Annotated in this window: 21 protein-coding genes and 1 tRNA gene; 10 read left to right on the top strand and 12 right to left on the bottom strand. The window is 48.3% G+C overall.

From position 1 onward, the window contains the following. Positions 1 to 22 precede the first annotated feature (22 nt). The gene (locus ACBZ72_06775; GenBank protein ID XES78569.1) at positions 23 to 721 is read right to left on the bottom strand and encodes a DUF996 domain-containing protein; all 699 of its coding nucleotides are present in this window, start codon (positions 719 to 721) and stop codon (positions 23 to 25) included. 146 nt (positions 722 to 867) lie between these two features. Here ACBZ72_06775 and ACBZ72_06770 point away from each other — a divergent pair, with 146 nt between their 5' ends. Together ACBZ72_06770 and ACBZ72_06765 are read left to right on the top strand one after the other, a co-directional pair. After that, positions 868 to 1,251, top strand: coding sequence for a cupin domain-containing protein (locus ACBZ72_06770; protein XES78568.1), 384 nt, complete (start codon positions 868 to 870; stop codon positions 1,249 to 1,251). A 259-nt stretch (positions 1,252 to 1,510) separates the two neighbouring features. Next, a complete protein-coding gene (locus ACBZ72_06765) occupies positions 1,511 to 2,884 on the top strand; it encodes a sensor histidine kinase (protein ID XES78567.1) in 1,374 nt (457 codons plus the stop codon). Positions 2,885 to 2,921: 37 nt separating this feature from the next. Here ACBZ72_06765 and ACBZ72_06760 read toward each other — a convergent pair whose 3' ends face one another. Then, entirely contained in the window at positions 2,922 to 3,797 is an 876-nt protein-coding gene (locus ACBZ72_06760) for a hypothetical protein (GenBank protein ID XES78566.1), read from the bottom strand. A 332-nt stretch (positions 3,798 to 4,129) separates the two neighbouring features. Between ACBZ72_06760 and ACBZ72_06755 the strand changes: the two genes are divergently transcribed. Continuing rightward, positions 4,130 to 4,879: a hypothetical protein gene (locus tag ACBZ72_06755; GenBank protein ID XES78565.1), complete on the top strand. Its 750-nt coding sequence runs from the start codon at positions 4,130 to 4,132 to the stop codon at positions 4,877 to 4,879. A gap of 87 nt (positions 4,880 to 4,966) precedes the next feature. On the opposite strand, the gene ACBZ72_06750 is transcribed toward ACBZ72_06755, so the two are convergent. The 4 genes from ACBZ72_06750 to ACBZ72_06735 all read right to left on the bottom strand — a co-directional run bounded on the left by ACBZ72_06750 (position 4,967) and on the right by ACBZ72_06735 (position 9,263). Continuing rightward, a tRNA-Ala gene (locus tag ACBZ72_06750) sits at positions 4,967 to 5,044 on the bottom strand. A gap of 66 nt (positions 5,045 to 5,110) precedes the next feature. Beyond that, on the bottom strand, positions 5,111 to 8,152 hold the full coding sequence (ileS, locus tag ACBZ72_06745) for an isoleucine--tRNA ligase (protein ID XES78564.1): 3,042 nt from the start codon (positions 8,150 to 8,152) through the stop codon (positions 5,111 to 5,113). A gap of 105 nt (positions 8,153 to 8,257) precedes the next feature. Next, the gene (locus ACBZ72_06740; protein ID XES78563.1) at positions 8,258 to 8,593 is read right to left on the bottom strand and encodes a Rieske (2Fe-2S) protein; all 336 of its coding nucleotides are present in this window, start codon (positions 8,591 to 8,593) and stop codon (positions 8,258 to 8,260) included. A gap of 88 nt (positions 8,594 to 8,681) precedes the next feature. Next, positions 8,682 to 9,263: a YkgJ family cysteine cluster protein gene (locus tag ACBZ72_06735; protein XES78562.1), complete on the bottom strand. Its 582-nt coding sequence runs from the start codon at positions 9,261 to 9,263 to the stop codon at positions 8,682 to 8,684. A gap of 209 nt (positions 9,264 to 9,472) precedes the next feature. Between ACBZ72_06735 and ACBZ72_06730 the strand changes: the two genes are divergently transcribed. Together ACBZ72_06730 and ACBZ72_06725 are read left to right on the top strand one after the other, a co-directional pair. Beyond that, on the top strand, positions 9,473 to 9,892 hold the full coding sequence (locus tag ACBZ72_06730; GenBank protein XES78561.1) for a hypothetical protein: 420 nt from the start codon (positions 9,473 to 9,475) through the stop codon (positions 9,890 to 9,892). A gap of 131 nt (positions 9,893 to 10,023) precedes the next feature. Beyond that, positions 10,024 to 10,812, top strand: a complete 789-nt coding sequence (locus ACBZ72_06725; protein XES78560.1) for a G1 family glutamic endopeptidase — start codon at positions 10,024 to 10,026, stop codon at positions 10,810 to 10,812. A gap of 3 nt (positions 10,813 to 10,815) precedes the next feature. Here ACBZ72_06725 and ACBZ72_06720 read toward each other — a convergent pair whose 3' ends face one another. From ACBZ72_06720 to ACBZ72_06710, 3 genes are read right to left on the bottom strand one after another with little or no spacing between them, the layout of a single operon-like run. Then, positions 10,816 to 11,592 carry a CBS domain-containing protein gene (locus tag ACBZ72_06720; GenBank protein XES78559.1) on the bottom strand — a complete coding sequence of 259 codons (777 nt, stop codon included), beginning with the start codon at positions 11,590 to 11,592 and terminating at the stop codon, positions 10,816 to 10,818. Positions 11,593 to 11,644: 52 nt separating this feature from the next. Next, a complete protein-coding gene (locus ACBZ72_06715; GenBank protein ID XES78558.1) occupies positions 11,645 to 11,887 on the bottom strand; it encodes a hypothetical protein in 243 nt (80 codons plus the stop codon). Between the two features lie 36 nt (positions 11,888 to 11,923). Beyond that, complete coding sequence (locus ACBZ72_06710) at positions 11,924 to 12,346, bottom strand: winged helix-turn-helix domain-containing protein (protein XES78557.1); 423 nt, start codon at positions 12,344 to 12,346, stop codon at positions 11,924 to 11,926. A gap of 157 nt (positions 12,347 to 12,503) precedes the next feature. Here ACBZ72_06710 and ACBZ72_06705 point away from each other — a divergent pair, with 157 nt between their 5' ends. Continuing rightward, positions 12,504 to 12,929 (top strand): hypothetical protein, encoded by a 426-nt coding sequence (locus ACBZ72_06705; GenBank protein XES78556.1) that lies wholly within the window; start codon positions 12,504 to 12,506, stop codon positions 12,927 to 12,929. Between the two features lie 68 nt (positions 12,930 to 12,997). On the opposite strand, the gene ACBZ72_06700 is transcribed toward ACBZ72_06705, so the two are convergent. Next, complete coding sequence (locus ACBZ72_06700) at positions 12,998 to 13,951, bottom strand: hypothetical protein (protein ID XES78555.1); 954 nt, start codon at positions 13,949 to 13,951, stop codon at positions 12,998 to 13,000. Between the two features lie 109 nt (positions 13,952 to 14,060). Then, the gene (locus ACBZ72_06695; GenBank protein ID XES78554.1) at positions 14,061 to 14,210 is read right to left on the bottom strand and encodes a hypothetical protein; all 150 of its coding nucleotides are present in this window, start codon (positions 14,208 to 14,210) and stop codon (positions 14,061 to 14,063) included. A gap of 307 nt (positions 14,211 to 14,517) precedes the next feature. Between ACBZ72_06695 and ACBZ72_06690 the strand changes: the two genes are divergently transcribed. Together ACBZ72_06690 and ACBZ72_06685 are read left to right on the top strand one after the other, a co-directional pair. Next, entirely contained in the window at positions 14,518 to 15,504 is a 987-nt protein-coding gene (locus ACBZ72_06690) for a fructose-bisphosphatase class II family protein (protein XES78553.1), read from the top strand. Positions 15,505 to 15,581: 77 nt separating this feature from the next. Further along, positions 15,582 to 17,549: a heavy metal translocating P-type ATPase gene (locus ACBZ72_06685; GenBank protein XES78552.1), complete on the top strand. Its 1,968-nt coding sequence runs from the start codon at positions 15,582 to 15,584 to the stop codon at positions 17,547 to 17,549. Positions 17,550 to 17,567: 18 nt separating this feature from the next. Here the strand turns inward: ACBZ72_06685 and ACBZ72_06680 are convergent, their stop codons facing one another. Beyond that, entirely contained in the window at positions 17,568 to 19,340 is a 1,773-nt protein-coding gene (locus tag ACBZ72_06680) for an ATP-dependent DNA ligase (GenBank protein XES78551.1), read from the bottom strand. A 535-nt stretch (positions 19,341 to 19,875) separates the two neighbouring features. Here ACBZ72_06680 and ACBZ72_06675 point away from each other — a divergent pair. Next, positions 19,876 to 20,313, top strand: coding sequence for a pyridoxamine 5'-phosphate oxidase family protein (locus ACBZ72_06675; protein XES78550.1), 438 nt, complete (start codon positions 19,876 to 19,878; stop codon positions 20,311 to 20,313). A 290-nt stretch (positions 20,314 to 20,603) separates the two neighbouring features. Continuing rightward, positions 20,604 to 20,888 (top strand): 60S ribosomal protein L22, encoded by a 285-nt coding sequence (locus ACBZ72_06670; protein ID XES78549.1) that lies wholly within the window; start codon positions 20,604 to 20,606, stop codon positions 20,886 to 20,888. Positions 20,889 to 20,931: the final 43 nt, after the last annotated feature.

Below are 20,931 nucleotides of genomic sequence, written 5' to 3'. Positions count from 1 at the left end.
AAAAAGTGGTCTGCTGTGGCTGTTAGGTGGGGTTTAGTCTTCTGCCGCAGTGAGTGCAGAAGGTGCCTCCCATTTTGTTTTCAGCGCCACAGTAAGGGCAGTATTTGACCGTTCCTGAGGGGTCTGAACCTGAAGGTGGCGGGGGAGGCGGCGTGTAAGCCTGCGCAGACTGCATTGGCGGACGTAGCGAAAAGAGGGCTGCGGCTATGAGTATCCAGCCGATAAACAGCAAAAAGAAGCCTATGTAAATTATGGTCAGTATGCTGCCTATAAGGATTAGGGTTCCGCCTGTTCGGAGCAGTCCCTCGTTGGATTTGAAGGCTAATATGCTGAAGGCGTTTTTGTAGAAGATGCCTGAGATTAACATGAATAAAAACATTAAAAGCCATGCTACGATGGCAAGCACTATGCCGAATGCTCCCGCAATGGGGTGCTGGAATATGAAGCCTGACAGGAACGAGAACGACGCAAACACGATGATGGATATGACGACGCCGATTAAGCCAAGGATAACGCCGCTAAGAGCGTTGCGGTAGATAGCGTACTCTCTGAAGTCGTCGGCTAACCCCTTCATGGAAATTAACACCAAAATTAATCCAACGATTCCAACTATGCCCACAGCGCCTGAAAAAAGCACCAGAGAACCAATCGCAGTCAGCAAAGCGCCGACCGCGCCTAAGAGTTTGTTTGAATCGAAATTTCGAGTTGACTCGTGGTACATGAGAAGCCTCCGTTTTTTAAACTGTGGTCATGTTGGGTTGTTAAGCTTTTCGCACCAGCAGCCGTCTTTTGTGGTGTTGGTCAATTACATTTTTTGTTTATATACCTTGAAACCTTTTGGAAAAACAAACGCAAGAGTGAACCGTCATGGAGCCAAAAATCATCAAAGCCAGCACGCTCAAAGAGTCCCTGACCTCTGAGGGCTGTCACGTTTCTGAAAACTGGGGCTCGGTTACGGCAGGCGACAAAGAATTGTCTGTTGCCCGCGCCCGAGTTGAACCAGGCGTCACTGCGAAGTGGCACTACTTGGAGGGGGTGCAAGAAATTTACGTTATCGTGAAGGGAACCGGCAAAGTTTACGTTGGCGACCTGGAGCCTACTGATGTGGTTGAGGGTGATGTAGTTGTTATTCCGCCAAGGGTCTCCCAGAGAATTACCAACACGGGCGATTCAGACCTGCTTTTCTACTGTGTTTGCACACCTGCGTTCACACAGAAATGTTACCACAGCGAAGAAGAAAAACACAAATAACTACTCTTTTTGCATTAACCCTCAAAGTGACGACGGCGTCATGGGCTAATTGGCTTCTAACGCGGCTGAACGGCGTATTTTTTTATTCTGTCCAGTTTTTTGTCAGGGCTTTTGACCTTTTAAATTTGGATACTTCTGCGAGTTGTTAGCTTCAGTAACTGGTGAGGTGTGTCGAGTTTGAGTGTTTAAACTTTAGATGAGCGAAGCCGTGGTTTGTAGGTTATAGCTTAATAAACGAGAAACCCGAAATGAGAAACTGTTGGACAGGTTGCCCATGTTTGACAAGTTTCAATCACCTAAATTATCTTGTGCGCAGGAGGAGGGTTATCGTCAGTTTTATCTCCGCACCGATATTAGTCGGGCAAAACTGGGCATATTTCTGTTTGCTATTCCTGTAACTGCGTTTATTTTCAATGATTACGCGTTTTTCAGGTTAACCTGGGCGTTCTTTGGCGTTGTAGCCCTGAGATTAAGTCTTCTGGTTGGGGTCAGCTTGATGTTTGTACACTTAAGTAAAGTGAACAGTTACCGTTCCTATGACCGAACCGTGTTTTTCGGTTCAATCCTTCTCTTGCTTGGAGGCGGAGTAATCAACGCCACCCGACCCCAAAACTTCATAGTCCAAGTAGTCCTCACCGGCATGGCCGTGCTAGTATTTTATGTTGTAATCCCCAACAGGTTCCTTTATCAGTTCTTTCTCGCCACTGGAGTTTCCTTTGGCCAAACATTGATTGTGATTGTTTTCCTGCAAGCTAGCGACATCCCAACCCTCTTCACGGTGCTGCTTAGCTTAGCATTTGCAAACATCATCGGCTTGCTAAGCGCATGGCAGATACACGCTTACCGCCGATTGGGCTACCAAGATTTTGTAAAACGCAATGAACTTCAGGATGCCCTTAAGCAGCACACCCAGCATTTGGAAAAGCTTGTGGCTGAACGCACCGAGAAGCTGAAAACTGCCGAACGCTTAGCCACCATAGGTGCTACTGCGGGGATGGTGGGACACGATATCCGCAATCCACTAACGGCAATCACCGGCGCAGTTTACTTAGCTAAAAAAGAGTTGGCAAATATTCCTGAAGGCAAAGCAAAATCGGAATTGCAGCGCAACCTCGATTTAATTGCAGACCAAACAATCTACGTAAATAAGATAGTAGCCGACCTTCAAGACTATGCAAGACCGCTTCAGCCAAAAATCGAAGAGGTAACCGTCGAGCAAATTATTCAAAGCGTGTTGTCAGATTTGAAAATCCCTAGCAACATAGCTGTTGTTTACTCTTCTGAGGTTGATTCTGCCAAGTTAAAAACTGACGCATTATATTTGAGAAGAATCCTTACCAATTTGGTCTTGAACTCGGTTCAAGCTATGCCCCAAGGCGGGAAACTATCTTTGAATGTGGCAGTTGCGGATGGAAAAGCGCAAATCACAGTGGAAGATACCGGGGAAGGCATATCTGAAGAAGCAAAAAGCCGTCTGTTCACGCCATTGATTACAACTAAGTCCAAGGGGCAGGGCTTTGGGTTAGCGGTGGTTAAGCGGTTAACCGAGGCGCTGGATGGAACGGTGAGTTTTGACAGCGCATTGGGCAAGGGCACCCAATTCACCATCGAACTTCCACAAAAGCAAATCTGATAGCTTAACTGTCTTTGGAACAGCAAATCAATCTTTTTTATTCATCCGCTGGAAATACGTCGCCAAACAGCTGGTGCCATCTGTCTACGGAAACGATTTTGCTTGGCGCGTCCACTGCCTGGTGGCTTAAAATCCATGAATGGTGCACCTGGTCCATGAAGCAGCAGAAATCCGCATGTGTCCAGTTCTTTGCCACGTTTACGTCTGGGGCGCCGATTTCTCGGATAAACGGCGAGGACTCGCGGGACTGCCTGAAGCGTTGGTACTTGTTGTGGGTGTACCACAAAAACCCCTCCACCGCCTTAGGAACCGACACCAAAGCTGAGTTCGCTGCAAACTCATAAACCAAGCACTCAAGCAAAAACGAGTTTGGCTTCCACGCGTCAGCCATCGTGTGGTCTCGCCAGCACTTAAGCGCCTTAACAAGCGGCTTGTATAACCCTTTTTTGGACGCATCCATGGCGTCGCTTAACTGAACGTGACGATGCGCATTAGAGTACACCCAGTTGTGTCCGTCTCGGTTAGAGATTTTTAGGAACTTGCGCTCCTCGGTGATGGCAGGCGTTATGTTCAACTCTACAAGACTCAGCGGAATGCGGATTGAACCATTTTGGACCGTTGCCGTTGAGTAGTGGTTTGAGAGGTGCCGTTTTAGTTGAGAGAGGGCAAGGTGTGGTTCCCAGAAGCTTCGATTGTACCTTGCAACAACGATGACGTCGACGGTTTTGGTTTGGCGGATGGCGGTGCCTCTTCCGTAAGAGCCCGATAGAAACGAACCTTGAAAGTAAGCTGCATACTCGCACTCTTGCAGCCTTAAGCGTAGTGCTGTGTATGCAGTGGATATTTCGTTTTTCTGGTCGTTTGTGGGTTCAATGTTGGAGAGGAAGGTTAGGAAGTGAGTTGGGAGTTCCATTAAGTCACCGTTGTTCTTTTTTAGTGTAGCCAGTTTTTGACTCTCTATTGTTGTACTTTCCGTTTCTCGAAATAAGTGAGTTTTGGGTGCCTCTCACTCTTCAAAGAAGCGTGAAAGTTAACGCCTCACAGTAACACTTTTTTCACAATGGTAAAATGGCGAGCACTACAAAAGGTTAAGGAACCTTTGGAGCAGTATAAACTCGAACTGCACGTCTTCAGACGAATCAAAAAGCATTGGTACGTTGTGTACACAAATTGGTTAACAGAATATGCAAGTTTTTAAAAACTAAGAAGTGACAATAGAAGATTACCAATTTGGTGAAGGACGGCATGTCTTTAAATTACCAGAAAGGTCAAGAAGCAGAAAAATTAGCCAAAACCTATATGCAACAAAGGTTTGCATGCGCATTCGAACCTCGAAAACTTCAGGTTGGTAAATTGCCAGATGGTTCAGTCTGGCATAACTTCGACCTTGTTTCCTTTGACTGTAAAATCGTCGCAGAAGTAAAAGCACACACGATGACAAAAACAGGAAACATACCATCTGCAAAAATCGATAACACCTATACTGCTTGTTCAATGCTTGAGAAAGTCAATGCTGAAAAGAAATTCCTCTTGCTAACAGACATGGACTTTTACATGGTCTTTAAGAGGTATTCGAATGGAAAGATTGATGAAAAAATAGTGATTCAATTAATTCCGGAAGAAAATCGCAAAAGTAAATCTTCGCAATCCATGAATCTGCACAAAGAGCCTATTATTCCTCAAGATATGAGCTTTGATGCCTTCTGGAGCAAACTTGCAACTTTTCTTGCAAGCAGACGAAATATTAAAAACTGGACAATTCTCAAGGGTTATGTTGGAGAAGATTTTAAGGCAGTTTATGATTTTGGAAAAATAGTTGTTTACCCCGCGTCAGCTTCAACACAAATAGTACAAAGAAAAGACTTCAAGCTAATTTTTGACCATTGGGCAAGTTACATCGATAGAACTAAGCAGAGAAAAGACCTGTGTGAAAACAGCCGAGTTACAAAATACACAATCAGCATAATTCATGGGTTTCTTGAAAATGGAAAATGACAGTGAAAAATGCCTTAACCCAAGTTCGACTGCAAGGGGCAAGTGCAGAAATAAAAAGTGCTACAGTTCAATGTTTTAAAACTATAATGGTGGACCGAGCGGGATTTGAACCCGCGGCTTCCGCGTTGCGAACGCGGCGATCATGCCAGACTGATCTACCGGCCCACTTTTGTGCATCTTTCTTTAGTGCTGTGCAGACAGAAAATAAAGGGTTTTGGTATTAAGCTTTGCTTAGTGGATGGTTATCCAGATTTTTTTGCCATCCAACTCTGACTGGCTCCACTCCGCTTCCACTTCGCTTTGGCTGCCGTGTAGGTAGATTTTGTGGGTACGCACCAGCGAAGCCATCTCCTCCAGATACGGTCCCAGCAGGGTTTTGCTTTCTGGGTCAAGCTCGGCGATGTGGGCGGCTTCTAAAACGTCGGTGGGCATGTATCCGAGTTCTTTGCGTAGGGCTTGGACGCGGCGGGCGAGGTCGCGCATGATGCCTTCGCCTAGGAGTTGGTCGTCGCGTTTTCCGTTGATGAGCACCGTTGTGTCGGCTTCGACGGCGGAGACCCAGCCTTCGCTGTCGGAGTGTTCTACGGTGGCGGAGGCATATTCGGCGCCTTTTACGTTAGTCATCTCCAAGAACAGGTCTTCGCTGCGTTGCAGGGCGCCAGTGACGGTTTGGGGTGCAACCACGACGACGGTGCGCAGGGGCCAGCGGCGTTTGAGCTTGGCGGTTTGCCGAGCCGCGTTAACAAGGGAGACGCATTTGAAGAGCACATCAAAGTCTGCCTCAACAGTCGGGTTGCGCAGTGCGGGGTTGGGTTCGGGCCAGTTTTCCATGTTCACTGACTCGGGCAGTGCGGGGTCGAGTTTGCGGTAGATTTTCTGGAACAACGCCTCGCTCACATAGGGCGTGACGGGGTTAAACATGAGTGTGACTGTCTTGAGTGCGGTGTGGAGTACGGCGTAGATTGCCTGCCGACGCTGCCTTGTTTCGGGCTCGTCGGTCCAGAGTTCCTTGCGAATCATGGGCACATAAAGCCTGCTGAGTGTGTCTATGACGAAGTCTTCAAGGATGGCGACGGCGGCGTTGAATTGGCATGCCTCCAGTTTCTGGTTGTACTCGTCGATTTTTGCCTGCAGCTTAGAGAGAAGCCAGCGGTCAGGGTTGCCCAGTAACCCGTTGGTTTGTGCCCACTGGACCTTGTACTTGGTGGGTTGGAACTGGTCAAACTCGGCATTCTGCAAAAAGAACCGGCTTAGATGGTAGAGGGTGCTGATGACTTGGTAAGTTCGGCGGTTGAGCTCTTTGAGGTCAAAGTTCATGAAGTCGATGGGGCTGCATTTGCGCATCATGTAAAAGCGGCTCAAGTCGGCGCTGGTTTCGGCGAGCAACTTGTTGGTTTCCACCACGTTGCCCAGGCTCTTGCTCATTTTTCTGCCTTTGGCGTCTTGGGTTAAGCCTTGGAACAGGAACGCCTTGTAGGGGGCTTCTGCTTTGCCTGTGAGAATGACGTATTCGAGCAGCAGCGAGTTTGCCCAGCCGCGGGTCTGATCAATGCCTTCAGTGAGGAAAACTGCGGGAACGTATTTTTCGACTTGGGCGTCGGTGAAGCGGGCAAAGTGGGAGGCGCCGCTGTTATGCCAAGTGTCCAACACGAAATCCTCCCGTCGCATGACACCGCCGCATTTGCTGCACTTTAACGTGATGCGATCTACCCATGGTTTGTGTAGCTCAAAGTTTGCGGGGATTTCTTCTTGGGCGGCGCTTAGGAGTTCGGCTTTGCTGGAGACGACGCGTTTTTCGCCGCAGTTCCAGCATGTCCACACGGGCAAAGGTGTGCCCCAGATGCGTTCACGGCTGATGCACCACGGCTTAGCCTCTTTGAGGAAGGCAAGGAAGCGGTTTTTGGGTTCGTCAAAGAAGCACTGGATTTTGTCGGCGGCTTCCAGCACTTTGGCGTTGATTTTGTCAGTGCGCAAAAAGTATTCTTTGCGTGCCAGCCAGACCAGCTTGTGGTGGCTGCGCCAGCAGGTGGGATACTCATGTTTAACCCGTTTAACCTTGACAAAAGCGTTCCGCTCTTTTAGTGCTTCTACGACTTGCATGTCGGCGTCTCTTGCGAAGGTGCCTTCGAAGGTGCCTGCGTCTTGGGTGAATTTGACTTCGTCGTCGTAGGGGGCAAAGATGGGGACGCCGCGGCGGTTGGCTGCCCAAAAGTCGTCTTCGCCGTTTCCAGGCGACAGGTGCACTACGCCCGTGGCGGTGTCTACATCCACAAATTCCTCGCCCACAACGTGGTGCACAAGCGGATGCTTGGCTTCGAGTTCTGCCTGTTGGGGGATGAGGTCTTTGAGGGGATATTCGTAAGCTGTGCCTTCCAACTCTTGTCCCATGATGGTCTGGATTATGGAGTAGTTTTTGATTTCCAGCTCCGCCATGACGGGCTCTACCCGCTGCTTAACCATAATCCACGTTTCGCTGCCGACTTGGACTTTGACGTATTCCGCTTTGGGCTGAACCGCCAGCATGGTGTCGGTGATGACGGTGAACGGCATGGTGGTCCAGACCAAGAAGTACTCATTCTCGGTGCCCGCCACCTTGAATTTGAAGTAGAGCGAGGGGTCTTCGACTTCTTTGTAGCTGCCCTCATAGCCGACTTCGGCGCTGCTTAAGCTGGTCTGGCAGCTAGGGCAGTAGGCGACAACGTAGTGTCCCTCTTCAAGCAAGCCTTGGTCCCAGGCGCATTTGAGGATTTGCCACTCCCGCTCAATATATTCATCCTTATATGTCCAGTACGCCTTCTCTTGGTTAATGGCGATGCCCAGTTTAGTGTCGGCTTCCAGCCACATCTGATGGTACCGCATGATGGCTTTCTTGCATTCCTCAATGAAACACTCCATGCCAACGCGCTCCAAGAGTTCACGTTTGCCCATCTTAACGCCAAGCAGCTTTTCAACTTCAAGCTCGACGGGTAAACCTTGGCAGTCCCAGCCTGCCCAAAAAGGCATGTAGTAGCCTTGCATGGTGCGCCATCGGTAGCGGATGTCTTTCATGATGCGTCCGCGAGCGTGGCCAATGTGGGGGATACCGTTGAGCGTGGGTGGTCCTTCGATGTATCCTAAGTTGCCCTTGTTAGGCTGGTTTTCTCGCATTTCGAGTTTTTCGCGGATTTGGTTTGTTTGCCAGAATTCGCGGATTTCTTTTTCCAGCTCCATGGGTCGATAGTCTGGGGGAAGGGACTGAGCCTGTTCTGCTTCCTGGTTGGGTTTGGATGCCAAAGTCTAAGCCTCATGCTACTGCCAAATACGCAGAGAAGCGTATAAAAACATAGCCATTACCTTTGACGGCGAAAGCGAGGGCCTTCAAAGGGCGAATGTTGCAGTTTACGGTTTTATCAGGATGTCTTGCTTCTCCACTTTGACTGCATATTGTGGTTCGTCTTCTATCTCGGCTCTGCCTAAGGCTTCGGTAGGGGGCACAACAACTTTTCCTGTGATTACGTCAAATTTTGAGTTATGATTCGGGCAGGTAACGACGTTTCCTTCCAGAGTACCCTGCGAGAGGTCACCCCCAAAATGAGTACACAAGTTGCCTATCGCGTAGTAAGTTCCGTTAACGTTTGCAATAAGTACCTCTTTGTCTTCTAAGGTGACCTTTTTCATTTTTCCAACTGGCACCTCGGATGTTGAAGCTACCCTCACGTATCCTGCTTCATTCATAAAATACACCTACACCTAATACGCGGCTGATTTGGGATTAAAGATTTTTCCAGAACATAATAACCAATTATTTGGCTGAATTAGTGGCTCAAATTTTGCCGTTGATCTGGTTGAATATCGTTAATTCATCATCGGTTATGTCTGCTTGTCGCAATTTGGCAATGCACTTCTGATAGCGTTTTTCAGTTAGCTTTGCCGACTCGATTGGCTCAGAACCGTTTGTTCTTTGTGTCTTTCCTGTTTGGTTGTAGGTTGCTTTGCATTTTCTGCCTCTTTTTAGGGCTGTGCGTTGTTTCTTGAACCGCGTCAGGGCGGGGCAGTCGGTTGTTAGCATTCCAAACATGGTGTTGGGGAATTGTCGGCAGCCTTCAGGTCGAACCTCATAGATGCTGCAGAGATTGCCCTTCAGAAACGGGCACGGCGTGTTGGCTACGTGGTCGTCGTATTCCGCTTCGTTTTTTGCCCACAGGTCGCCCAGTTCGGTGTAGAAGCGGTTGGCTTTGGCGTGGGCTTCTGGATGCGTTTCAGATGTGCCCTTGAGTGGACCTGCTGTTAGGAAATCTTCTAAGGTGCAGCATTTGCCGCATTGGCTGCAGAGGAAGGGCAGGTTGATGGACCAGCCGCCGTCTTTGCCTTCAAACTCTAAATGAACGTAGAAGTTTTCAACCATCGATGCCACCTGCACCAAGAAAAGCGGCTACGGCTTTAACCTTTGCCCCAAACCCCGAAAAAACCTGTCTTTTTCTCCAAAAACCCAAGATGCATCCCCAAAAATTGGCGAGTGTAGTTTGGTCGCTTTTGCCCTGTAGTTTCTGATGGTTGAATCACAAAAGTATTATATCGCGGTTAATAGAACACGTATTCTCTGGGAGCCTAAGGATGAGACGCAAAGAATTGCCTAAACCAAGCAAATTTGCGGTTTTCAAAAGTTTTATCCTTTTCAACCTTGCCGCTGTTGTAGGTTTCTTACTGGGCACAGCCGCCTTCGCGGGCTCTATGTTCGTGTTTCCAAACCCCACCTTTGCTTGGCTGTTTGGCAACGCCATCGGTGGCTTGTCCCATTTTGGCGCCAACTTTGTGATGCAGCGGCAAACCAAAGAGGGCATCGCCAAAAACTTTGTGGTCTTCAACGCTACCGGCATCATCGGCTTTCTTGTGGCGTCGGCTATGTTTGCAGTTGCCATAATCTTCATTAAAGACTCAAATGCGGCGTGGCTCTGCGGAAGCCTCGTTGGAACCCTCTCGCACTTTGTCCTCAACCATACAGCCATGAAATTTAACTTTAGCTTCAAACGCTAAACCACCAAATTTTTTGATTTACCTTGCCCAAATAGGCGTTTTGTTGTCTGTGTAGTGTGCCACTAAACCTAAATTAAACCACCTTTGCCCACTTTCAGTTCAAGGGCGCCTGCTCCGGAGTGAACCCCTTTTTGTCTAGTCAACCCAAGAAATGGAAAACTAACGCCCTCATTCTAACCGTTATTTGGGTGGTGCTTCTTGTCGCCTCGGTTACGGTTTTGTCTTCAGTGGTGAGGCCGTTTCTTAGAAGTCTGCAAACCCAAAATCTGGTTAGCTCTGAATGGGCTGGCTACTCGGTTTCCTCAAGCACTCTCTTTCAGCATCCCCATGTGGTTGCAGTCAGCGGTTCATGGGTGGTGCCGGCGGTTTCAGTTTCCGAAGCAAACACCTACAGTGCCGCATGGATTGGTATAGGCGGACAAAACGACGAAACCCTGATTCAGGTTGGCTCCGAACATGACTCCATAAACGGTGAAGCCGTTTACGCTTTATGGTATGAGCTGCTGCCTAACTATTCCGTTCCAATCCCCGACATAAAAATAGCCCCCGGAGACCTGCTCACTGCTTCCGTCATTCTTGTCGACAGCCAAGCCAACAACTGGACTGTACGCATAACAGACCAAACCACTGGGCAAACCTTCCAAAAGAACTTCATCTATGAATCAACGCAGTTTACGGCAGAATGGGTAATGGAACGCCCCAAAGTAAACAACCGCGTAACTACGCTGGCGGATTTTGGCAGCATCACCTTTATGGATGCAAAAGCGCAGATAGCCGACAAAGTGGGAACCATCGGCGACTTTCCCAACTACGAAATTGCTATGCAAGACTCGACTGGAGCTCTGGTTGAGGTTTCAGATTTGCACAGCGGCGGCTCCAGCTTCACCATAAGCTACCTAAAGCAATCTGAAGCGGCTTGATGTTTAGTGCAGGTTTTTTGCTCTATCCAAAGATGCCGCGATGCCTTCAGTTGTCAAAACGCAGATAACCTTAGCAGGGTCACTTCGGTCAACCACTGGAACTGCCGAGAGCCCTTTTTGAATCAAAATTTTTTGCGCCTCAAGCACTGATTCATCCGGATAAACCCAAACCTTCACCAACGGCAACTGTTCGATACGCATCTGGCTTCGCTGTTCAGGTTTAACTTTGGCAAGGTCACTCCAGACAACCAGCCCCAAATATTTGCCGTCCTCTTCAACTATGGCATCGTGGTAGCGAAACCTGAATATGGTTTCCAAGGCTTCGGCAAGGCTGGTTTTAGGCGTCACGGTGCCAATTTCTGCGCAGGTGACCTCGCTGACTCGAACTCGGGCAAGGTTTGTGGAAATTATAGTTTGCTTTGCCTCCTCGGTGGCGCCAACATACACAAACAAACCCACCACGATAATTAAGAAATATGGCGGAAACAAAATCCCAAAAATCACCATGCCGATGCCCAGAAGCCTGCCGATGTATGAGGCGTATTTTGTGGCATCAGTGAATTTCATGCGTGTAGCGAGTAGCGCCCGGAAAATCCTGCCGCCGTCCATGGGAAACGCTGGAATCAAGTTGAATCCGCCCAGCAGCAAGTTAAGTACGGCTAAGTCAAACATGAAACTCCCTGCGGTGTTGAGAGGTTCACTGATGGGTGTTACGGGTGCGGCGGTTTGGACCGCAAAATTGGCAGCCAACAACAAGCCACCGATAAGAAAACTTGTCAACGGTCCAGCTATGGCTACCCGCCATTCTATACTGGGGATGCGGGGGATTTCTTCAATCTCGGAAACTCCCTATGGGGTAAAGCACGATTTTACGGACTTTAATGTTGTAGTGTTTGGCGACGAAAGTGTGTGCCAGTTCGTGGACTAAAACAAAAAAGAAAAGAAACAGAATCAACAAGAACGTAACATATGATGGGTACGAAAGAACAGCGAAAGCCACCATGAGCAGTATGAAGGTGAGGTGCAGTTCGATGGGTATTCCCCAAACAGAAGCAATTTTAAAAGAAAACTTCATTGAAAAAGACTTACTTTGTGTGATTGATTAGGCTTTCTATAAGCTCCCTTTCAGCCACGTTTTTGCGGTTTCGTAGGAGAGGAAGAAGACAAACATCGCGGTGGCAACGGTGGAGAAGACGTATTCGCGGCTTACAAACATGGGTTTCATCAGGGTTAACTCTAAAACCAGAACTACCCACGCAAAGAACGCGTAAAAGAAGTATCGGGGAACCAAGAAATGGCTGACTTTTACGCTGTGGTCAAGCAGGTATTTGGCGACAACGTAGTTGCCGTCTTTACGTTTGATTAAGCCTGCGTCCTCAAGCTTTGAAAGGTGATAGGTTGCCACGCTTGGGCTGCTTAAGTTGAGGGCACGTTGCAGCTCGCGTATGCCCACGGGTTTGCCGTTTTTGAGGAGGAACCTGTAAACCTCAAAGGTGGTTCCCTTCAGAACTTCTTTCGATTCCCCAGCAGACAAACACGTATCCCCAACGGAAATAGTTGCCTCAACCATTTAAGACCTACCCCCAGTTTTGTGGAGCTTGTTCTAAAGTTTAGGACAAACCATACGGAATATAGCATTAAATAACTGCACACACCTCTCTAATCACAGAGCTAATCGTAGAGTTGACGCAATGAGTCTAAGAAACCCCAAAATGCTTCTTGCACCCCTCCTCGCTGTTGCTTTAGGGTTACTTCTGGTTGGTGCCGCTTTTTCGTTTCCTCCAGCACAACCAGAGGCTCCGGTTCCAGTGTTTGGGTCTGCCGCGGAGCAATCTATCGCGCCTCAAAATTCCCTCCCGCCCCCAATTCCATCGCCCACTAGTACGCCAAATGTGGCTTCATCAAGCCCTAAAACCGCTGAAGGCGACCTGCAAGCTCCCCGCTCGCCAACTCCTTCCCCATCAACAGCGGCGATGCCTACTCCGTCACCTGTTCCTGCTACCGTTGAGGGGCTTGGCGGCGGGTTGCAGTGGGGGTTCCTTGCTGCGGCGGTTGTGGTGGCGGTTGTGGCCGTCTGGGTTTTTTCTTCGAAAAAAGATTTTAACGAAAAACCGTAGCTTCTGCAGGATTGTTGACTATCGTTTCAGTCCAGCAGTCTGCAGCATACTCTGTTTCGCCGTCAATTTCAGGTTTCTATCTCTCTTTCTGCTCCTTTCCGCATTTCGATATGAATGTTATGGATATGATGCTCAATGTTTGCCGCAATTTCATCAGTTATTTCGACAATTTTTCTTTGCGCGTTGTAAATGTTGGAGCACTGGGTTTTAATTGTTTGGAACGCATCCAATTCGTTCTTTATTTGGCTGAGGTTGCTGTCAATTACTTCGAACCGAACCTCTTCACATAACGCCGATTTCCTTAGAATATTTGCCCTAGCCCAACAGTATGCGGCATGTAGGATTTCTTCATGAATTACCTCGTCCTCTTTGCTTCCTAAACTGCACACTATACGGTCATCATTGTAGTAATTGAAGCATCCAACGCCCCTTGGTAATGACTCATTATATTTGGCGACGAAAATTCCGTATTTTGCGCCTCTATTTTCCAATGCTTCTTCAATTTCCTGATTAATTTTGGGAAGTGTTAAACTGCTCCAATCTTTGGTTTCAATGACTATCCGGTATTCGGCTTTGCCATTGATGTCGATTACAAAATCTCCTTTCTTGCTGTTCATTTTCTGACCTTTCTCAACCGTTGTTTTATAGAACACATCGCCCTTGTGGTTCCCAACTATGTCGTCCAAAAGTTCCTCGCATAAGTCTTCGAAGTCCCCGCCTTTTTGAATTGACTTTTTCCTTTCTTCTTTTCTAGCTTTTTCGATGTCTATAGTTTGTTTGATGGCTGTTAGTTCTTCTGAGAGGCTTTTCTTTAATAGGTTAAGTGGTGTTCCATCTGTCATGGGGTCAAAAAGTTCCTTCACTAAAATTCCGTTTTTGCCAAAATACTTCTCCAGTTGATGCGAAAAAGTTCCATTCTCACCTAAATGTCCTGCCATGATGGAATTCACCTTGCCTTCTTCCCCAAAATTGGTTTCCAACATGGTGAGTACCGTTCCGTTTTGTCCAAAAATGTTGTTCATGTTTTCAGAAAGTTGATTTGCCGTTCCCTGAAGAATTTCATTAAACTTTGTGTCCAACTTGTTAAATTCTTTCTGTATATAATCAACTCTCTCAGCAGTTCCCATCGTCTTAAGTGCAATAGTGCCTACTTTGACTGCTGAACCTGTTTTCCAGGTCTTCAGGTTTGACTTCTGTGAAGTATTCTCTGACTTCAACATCCTCAATTAGTAGGTTTTGAATAGTCAATCCGTTTTCTTCGAGTTGTATTTTTGAATTCAACTTTTTCGCCTTAACGTGACTTGGATGCTTTTGTATATAAAATTAGGGAAGTTCTTATCCACACAACCCTGCACTAAAATTCGTATTTACCTGCTGAACAGTCACACTTAACTTGGCAAAGGTATGTTAAAATTCGCCACAAAAAATTAAGACGCACACTGTATTTTCAAATGTTTAAGCCATAACTGGCTATAAAGCTGAATCTGAGCATAGCTTGCCTATAACTGTGCCTTCTTTTACGTACATATGTTTTATATGCTGTGAAATAACACTACAAAGGTATGCATATGTACAACGAGGAAGAAGGATGGTAACTCTAAGAGCATTAGCACCCTCATTAACTCGCATAACCGTCGCTGGTGCAGTTGGAGCTGCACTTCATGTTGGACAAGGCAACTGTGATTTAGTCGACGACCAAGCTGTGGAGTTTAGTAGGGCAGTTTTGCATCAAACTGACATCGAAGGCGAAATCATTTGTTGTGAAGGACCCAAAGACAACGCTCCAAGCTTTGCTTACCGGGAGAAAGTGGGCACTGGAAACGGTCCAAAACTGGAGTTTGTTGTTGACCCCGTTGACGGAACAACTGCCGCCAGTAAAGGACGCAAAGATGCCATATCCGCGCTTGCTTGTGCACCCGCAGGATGTTTTCAGGTTCTTCCCGATGATGGGTACTACTTCAAAATTGCCTGCAGTAACCACATTTTGGAGAAACTCAGCCCTGACATGCCCATTGAGGAGATTGTGCAGACGGTTGCTAGCGCTAAAGGTTTACCGTTGACCAACTTTACTGTCATCATGTTGGAGCGTGAACGGCACAACGAGATTTTGGCTACCCTTCGAAAACTTGGGGTGCGAATTATCTTAATTCCTGATGGCGATATCGCTGCCGCGGTAGTTGCTTGCACTCCCGACAGTGGGGTTGACTTGCTTATCGGTGCCGGTGCTGGTCCTGAAGCAACAATTGCGGCGACAGCGGTGAAGTGTCTGGGCGGAACCATGCTGGTTAAGGTTTGGCGGGACAAGAAGGACGATGACAAGCGGATGGAGCGTCTGCAGGCTGTTGGTGTCGATGTGGAGAAAACCTACAATCAGGATGAGTTAGCCCGAGGTAACGAGTTGGTTTTTGCAGCGTCAGGTGTCACTAAAGGGGAACTGTTAGATGGTGTACGGTTAATTTCAGACGGTGCAGTTGTCAGTTCAATTTGTATGCGGCTGCCCAGCGGAACCATTGAGCGTTCCGAAACCACGCTGCGCTTTAAGGGTCACCCCGTTTATAAGCAGTTCATACCCTAAACTGCCACCCTTTTCTTAGTTTCTTTTTTGGCATAGCTTAATAATGCGGTTCTCCCTCTTCTGTGACGGGGCATCTTTTGTCTTCTGAAGAAAAAAGCTGTGCAGAAAAACCCAGCTTACCCACAGAAGAAGCAGATGAGAAACGGGTTATGGTTGTGCTTGCCGTAACGTTAGCCGCAACCATTCTTGTTGCAGGGCTTCTGGATTTGCTACTTGGTGGCGTCCCGTTGGGCTTTTCCTTTCCTCTACTAAACGTCCCCGCAACGGTAAGCCGCATAATCTACTATTTGGTTGTTGTTTTCGCTGCTGGCTATGTGGGTTACTTTGGGCTGCGTGAGTTGCTGGTTGAACGCCGTTTCAGCGTAGAGTTTCTCATGGCTGTTGCGGCGTTGGGCGCGCTTTACTTGGAGTACTTTTTTGAAGCCGCCATGGTTCTTCTGCTTTACTGCATAGCAGAATACTTTGAAGGCTACATTCAGGACCGTGCTCGCCGCACGGTAGAGAAATTGGGCAAATTCATTCCCGACAAAGCTCGCGTCCTCGCGGATGGTTCCGAGAAAACCGTGGAGGTTGGGGCTGTGGGTGTGGGCGCCGTCATTTTGGTCAAGCCTGGCGAAAGAATCCCGTTGGATGGCAATGTGGTGGAAGGTTATTCACGCGTGGACCAAGCGTTGGTTACTGGCGAGTCAGTTCCTGTTCTCAAAGCCGTTAATGACTGTGTTTATGCTGGCACGTTGAGCACGAGTGGGGTTCTAAAGGTCCTGGTGACTCGGAAAGCGGAAGAAACGTTGGTGTCGCGTATTGTGCAGTTGGTAACGGAGTCAGGCAAACATAAGGCTTCCATAGAGCGGCTGGTGGACCGCTTTGCAAAAGTATATGTCCCTATCGTCATCGCTTTGGCGGTTTTCACAGCGGTTGGGTTACCGCTGCTTGCAGGCGGCTCTTGGGAGAGTTGGCTGTACCGTTCCCTGATATTGCTGGTGGTTTCTTGCCCAAGTGCGTTCATCATTTCGGTTCCCGCCACCATCTTTGTCGCCATAACCATCGCGGCAAAACGCGGAGTCATCATCAAAGGAGGCATTTATGTTGAGAAGCTGACGCGAATCAAGACGGTGGTCTTTGACAAAACAGGCACCTTGACTCTGGGTAGACCTGCGGTGCATGAGGTTCGTTCGGTTCAGCGTCCTCAAAAAGACGCTTTGGCTTATGCCGCCGCCATTGACCAGTACAGTAATCATCCTGTGGCAAAAGCCATCGTGCGCAGGGCTGCCGAGCAAGGAATTGACATCAGCCAATTCAAAGTTACGGACGTCACCGAAATGCCCGGGAAAGGCATTGTGGGTTATGTGGATGGCAACTTTGTGGCGGTGGGTAACCCTGAGTTAATGAAAGAGTTCGAATGCAACTGCAAAGAAGCCTACCAAATCAGCGAGAACGACACTCACACCGCGGTTTGTGTTTCAGTTGGCAAGGAGGGGATGGCTTCAGTTTGTGTGGTGGACGAAGTTCGTGAGGACGCGTTGCATGCGGTTGCTTCTCTTAAACAAAGCGGCATCAAAACTGCCATGCTCACTGGTGATCGAAACGAAATCGCCAAGGATACCGCTGCCTCGCTCAAGATTGATGAAGTGCATGCGGAGCTGTTTCCTGAGGATAAACTGCGGATTTTAGAGGAATACAAACGTACAAGCCACAACGGCGGGTTAGTTGCGATGGTTGGTGACGGCGTGAATGATGCTCCTGCATTGGCGGCTTCAGATGTGGGCATCGCGATGGGCGCTGGCGGGGTGGATGTGGCTTTGGAGTCCGCGGATATCGTGCTGGTAAAAGATGAGTTGGCACAGATTCCCTACTTGGTGCGGCTAAGCGAAAAATCAATGGCAATCGCCAAGCAAAACATCGCCGCTTCGCTGATAATAAAGTTGGTTTTGGGGGCGTTGGGCGTTTTTGGGGTTACGGGGTTGCTGGCAGCTGTCATTGCAGGCGATGACGGGGTGACGTTGTTGTTGCTGTTGAATACGTTGCGGCTGGAAAAAGTCAAGTAACCCTCGTCAGCGGCTTGTCTATGGGGGGCTGCCGTTGATTTGTTTTAGTTGATTTTGATACATCTGCACAATCTCTGCGCTGCTGGTGGCGTCTTCAGCGGCTTTGTCCGTGCGGTATTTCCCTGTGAACCGCGGAAACCTGATGGCTAAACCGCTGCCTTTGCGGATGGAATCCATCGCGGAGGTGTGAATGGGGCTTAACGTGATTTCTGCGCCCAAAACTTCCAAAACCACGGCGGGTTCAAACCAGACATCCGCCTCCAACAGGGACTTTACCCGTGAGTGTTTGCGTGGAATTTCATGTTGACGCAGCAGTTCAGGCAGGTACGCTAAGTCTTTGTCCGTGAAGCCTGTTCCCAGTTTCGTAACTGTCTCAAACACGTCTGATTCCTTGCTATAAGTCGCCAGCAGCAACGCGCCGTAGGCTCCTGCGCGTCTACCCCTGCCGTGAATTGCACCCACCACCACAAGGTCCACGGTGTCGGTCATTTCGCTCTTGTAGTCACGTTTGTACTTTATCCACAGCCAACCCCGCGCACCCGCTTGATAAACCGATGTGTCCCCAACGGCTTTACACATGATTCCCTCGCAACCATCCTCTATGGCTTCTTCAAAAAACTCCTCCAACGCCTTCACAGTTCGCACCAGCTTCTGCTTTGCCAGCGTCAAGCGAAGGTTCTTCGCTGTAGCTTGCTCTAAGGCTTTTCGTCGGGTCTGGAATGGTTCTTGGGTGTAGTCTTTGCCATCCACGTAAAGGGCGTCAAACATGAACAATGAAACGGGGTAATCTGATATGGCTTCTTTGATGCCATATTTGCGTCGGCGATGCATTAGCTCTTGGAAGGGGCGCATTTCTCCCGTCTCCAAATCCATGGCGACACATTCGCCCTCAAGAATGGCTTCTTCTGCGGTGACGTTTTTTTTCACAAGCTCAATGGCGTCGGGGTACTGGTCCGAGATTTTTTCCAGCCGCCTGCTGAAAAGAACAACTGCGTCTCCTTTTTTGTGCAGTTGAATTCGTTCGCCGTCGTACTTGTATTCTGCTACGCATTTGCCGCCAAGTTTATCCAAGATTTCTTCGGGGGAAGCTAAACGTTCTGCCAGCATGGGGCGGACAGGTTCAAAAACGGTGACTTGAAATTTCTTTATTCCCTCAATGCCTTTTTCGGCAACTACGGTGGCGACGCGTCCAAGGTCGCTGCTTATGTTGTAGGCGCGTTCGATGAGTTCGCGGTTTTCTTTGCCGCCGCCGTAAGCAATTGCCAACGCGTCCAACACGGTCATGTCTGCGATGCCCAGTCGCAGGTTCCCTGTGACGGTGCGTAGGATGTACTTTGCCTCTTTAGGTGAGGCGTCGGCGAGCATTCCCGTCAGCAGGTTCATTTTGGTGTCTACCGCGCCTGAACCGGTGGTTTGCGCCATCTTGTCTAGCACCTCATACACCCGCTGGGCGGTTAGGGCTTTTTGCACGCCGAATGTGAATTGTTTCTTTTTGGCAAGCAGGTTTTGGGCGGTTGCGCCTATGTCGCCGCTTTTCTGCAGGTCGGCTTCGATTTCGTTTTCTTTTCTTCCGCTGGCGCGGGCAAGGGCGCGTATGGCTAAGCGTTCGGCTACGCCGATTTCGACGCCTTCAAAGTCGGGGTACAGTTTGCCTTGGGTTAGGTAGACCACTTTGCCGATTAGGGTTGTTGGCGTGTTTTTGAGCAGGTCAACCAGTAAGTCGGTCATTTCTAGGCGTTTGGTGGTGGCTTCGATTTTTTCGTAGGCGTCAGCAATTTTGGCGTAGTTCAATTATTTTTCCTCTGGACGTATAGTCTGAGAATTACCTATTAAAACCGTTTCTTGCCGATGCCCCTACATGAACTGGCTCTGTGGGAAAAGAACTAAAAAAAGAAGCAGATATCCACCAGCAGTCACCTGCTGGTTTCATCGCATAGCTGCTTAAAAACAGATTATTTTATCTTATAGTCCGTCCACTAAGTGGGCGGTTCCGTCTGGGCAGTATACCCTGCTGCCTTTTTGTACGTCAAAGTAACGTCTGCTGCACGGTTTCATTTGGCTGCAGCCGTCACAATCTCTGGATAGCACTCTTTTTTCTACCTCCTAGTTAACTGTCCTTTTTCTCAGACTGACGGTGGATTTTGCTTGGTCAAGGTTCTCATGTCCAAGCGTGAGTCCAAGAGTCTGATGAAACCTCATATGAATTATAGGGTTGCATTTAAACTTTGTGAATTTGGCGCTTCAGGTGTTTGCCGTGACGGTTGGAGGGGATTGTTTTCGAAAGTTTCTTATGTGTCAGCCTTCAAAAGAACATGAGGTGTTTGCGTTGAATTTTGAAGAGTGTGTAAAGTTTGCTAATGAAAACCCTGTTGCCTACCTAGCTACGGTTGACGAGAAAGGGCAACCCCGGGTACGTGCGTTAGCCATGTGGTATGCGGATGAAACGGGCTTCTATTTCCAGTCAGGAACCGTTAAAGAGTTGGTTGGGCAGTTGAAGAAGAACCCCAAAACGGAAGTCTGCTGGTTTAACAACAAAACCGAAGGCGGCATCATGCTGCGGGTTACGGGTGAAGTGGAGTTTCTTGACACGCCAAATATGCGCGAAAAGGTTGTTGCGGACAGGCCTTTTCTGAAAACCATGGGCATAACGGCTTCCAGTCCGGGGCTGGTTATTTTCCGCATCGCAAAGGGTGAAGCGTACACTTGGACTTGGGCAACCAATTTTGAGCCTAAAAAAATGGTAAAGTTCGGGGAAAAAGCGTAGAGGGGAAGGGGTCTATCGGAAAGGTAGCTTACCTACCCGGCTTTTTTTGTTTGGTTTCTGTAAGGTTCATAAGAGTGGTTTGCATCTGAGTTAGTTTGGATGATGAAGCCTAGAGTCACTGAGCTTAGGCGGTGATACGGACTCGACGGGCGAACTGACATAAAAAACCTTATGTACTGTCCTAATTCTTTGGTGCGTAGTTGGTTTTTCGAACTGTAATGTTGCAGTGTGGTTTTGGGTGCATTAAGGTTATATGGGGCTTTTACGTTTAAAGGCGGGGTGAAATTTCAATGGTTGAAGTTAAAGTTGACGCCACTAAAATGAAGGGCGAAGAGAAAAGCATATACGCGCAGTTGGCGGATTTCCTCAAAGAAAAGTCAGGCGGCGAAGTCAGCAACGACAACGGCAAACTTGTCGTCAAAACAGATGCAATCGGCGTGAACAAGAAATACGTGAAGGTTCTGCTGAAAAAGTTTTTGCACCACAAGGCGCTAAAGAACACCTACCGTGTTATCGGCGGACAAGAAGATGCCTTGCGGATAAATTCACGTAAACTGTTTGAAGAGGAAGATTAGCCTCTTTTCCTTTCTGTGTTTCGCGATTTTGCGCGCTTGATTT

The organism is Candidatus Bathyarchaeia archaeon (assembly GCA_041447175.1).
Classification (GTDB): domain Archaea; phylum Thermoproteota; class Bathyarchaeia; order Bathyarchaeales; family Bathycorpusculaceae; genus JADGNF01.
This window is presented reverse-complemented; position numbering and strand designations above follow the sequence as displayed.

Bases quoted from the DNA above. Each gene is read 5' to 3' on its own strand.
- ACBZ72_06740 (XES78563.1), bottom strand. From the start codon at position 8,593: ATGAATGAAGCAGGATACGTGAGGGTAGCTTCAACATCCGAGGTGCCA.
- ACBZ72_06715 (XES78558.1), bottom strand. From the start codon at position 11,887: ATGAAGTTTTCTTTTAAAATTGCTTCTGTTTGGGGAATACCCATCGAA.
- ACBZ72_06760 (XES78566.1), bottom strand. From the start codon at position 3,797: ATGGAACTCCCAACTCACTTCCTAACCTTCCTCTCCAACATTGAACCC.
- ACBZ72_06770 (XES78568.1), top strand. From the start codon at position 868: ATGGAGCCAAAAATCATCAAAGCCAGCACGCTCAAAGAGTCCCTGACC.
- ACBZ72_06775 (XES78569.1), bottom strand. From the start codon at position 721: ATGTACCACGAGTCAACTCGAAATTTCGATTCAAACAAACTCTTAGGC.
- ACBZ72_06670 (XES78549.1), top strand. From the start codon at position 20,604: ATGGTTGAAGTTAAAGTTGACGCCACTAAAATGAAGGGCGAAGAGAAA.
- ACBZ72_06735 (XES78562.1), bottom strand. From the start codon at position 9,263: ATGGTTGAAAACTTCTACGTTCATTTAGAGTTTGAAGGCAAAGACGGC.
- ACBZ72_06730 (XES78561.1), top strand. From the start codon at position 9,473: ATGAGACGCAAAGAATTGCCTAAACCAAGCAAATTTGCGGTTTTCAAA.
- ACBZ72_06705 (XES78556.1), top strand. From the start codon at position 12,504: ATGAGTCTAAGAAACCCCAAAATGCTTCTTGCACCCCTCCTCGCTGTT.
- ACBZ72_06690 (XES78553.1), top strand. From the start codon at position 14,518: ATGGTAACTCTAAGAGCATTAGCACCCTCATTAACTCGCATAACCGTC.
- ACBZ72_06700 (XES78555.1), bottom strand. From the start codon at position 13,951: ATGAACAACATTTTTGGACAAAACGGAACGGTACTCACCATGTTGGAA.
- ACBZ72_06755 (XES78565.1), top strand. From the start codon at position 4,130: ATGTCTTTAAATTACCAGAAAGGTCAAGAAGCAGAAAAATTAGCCAAA.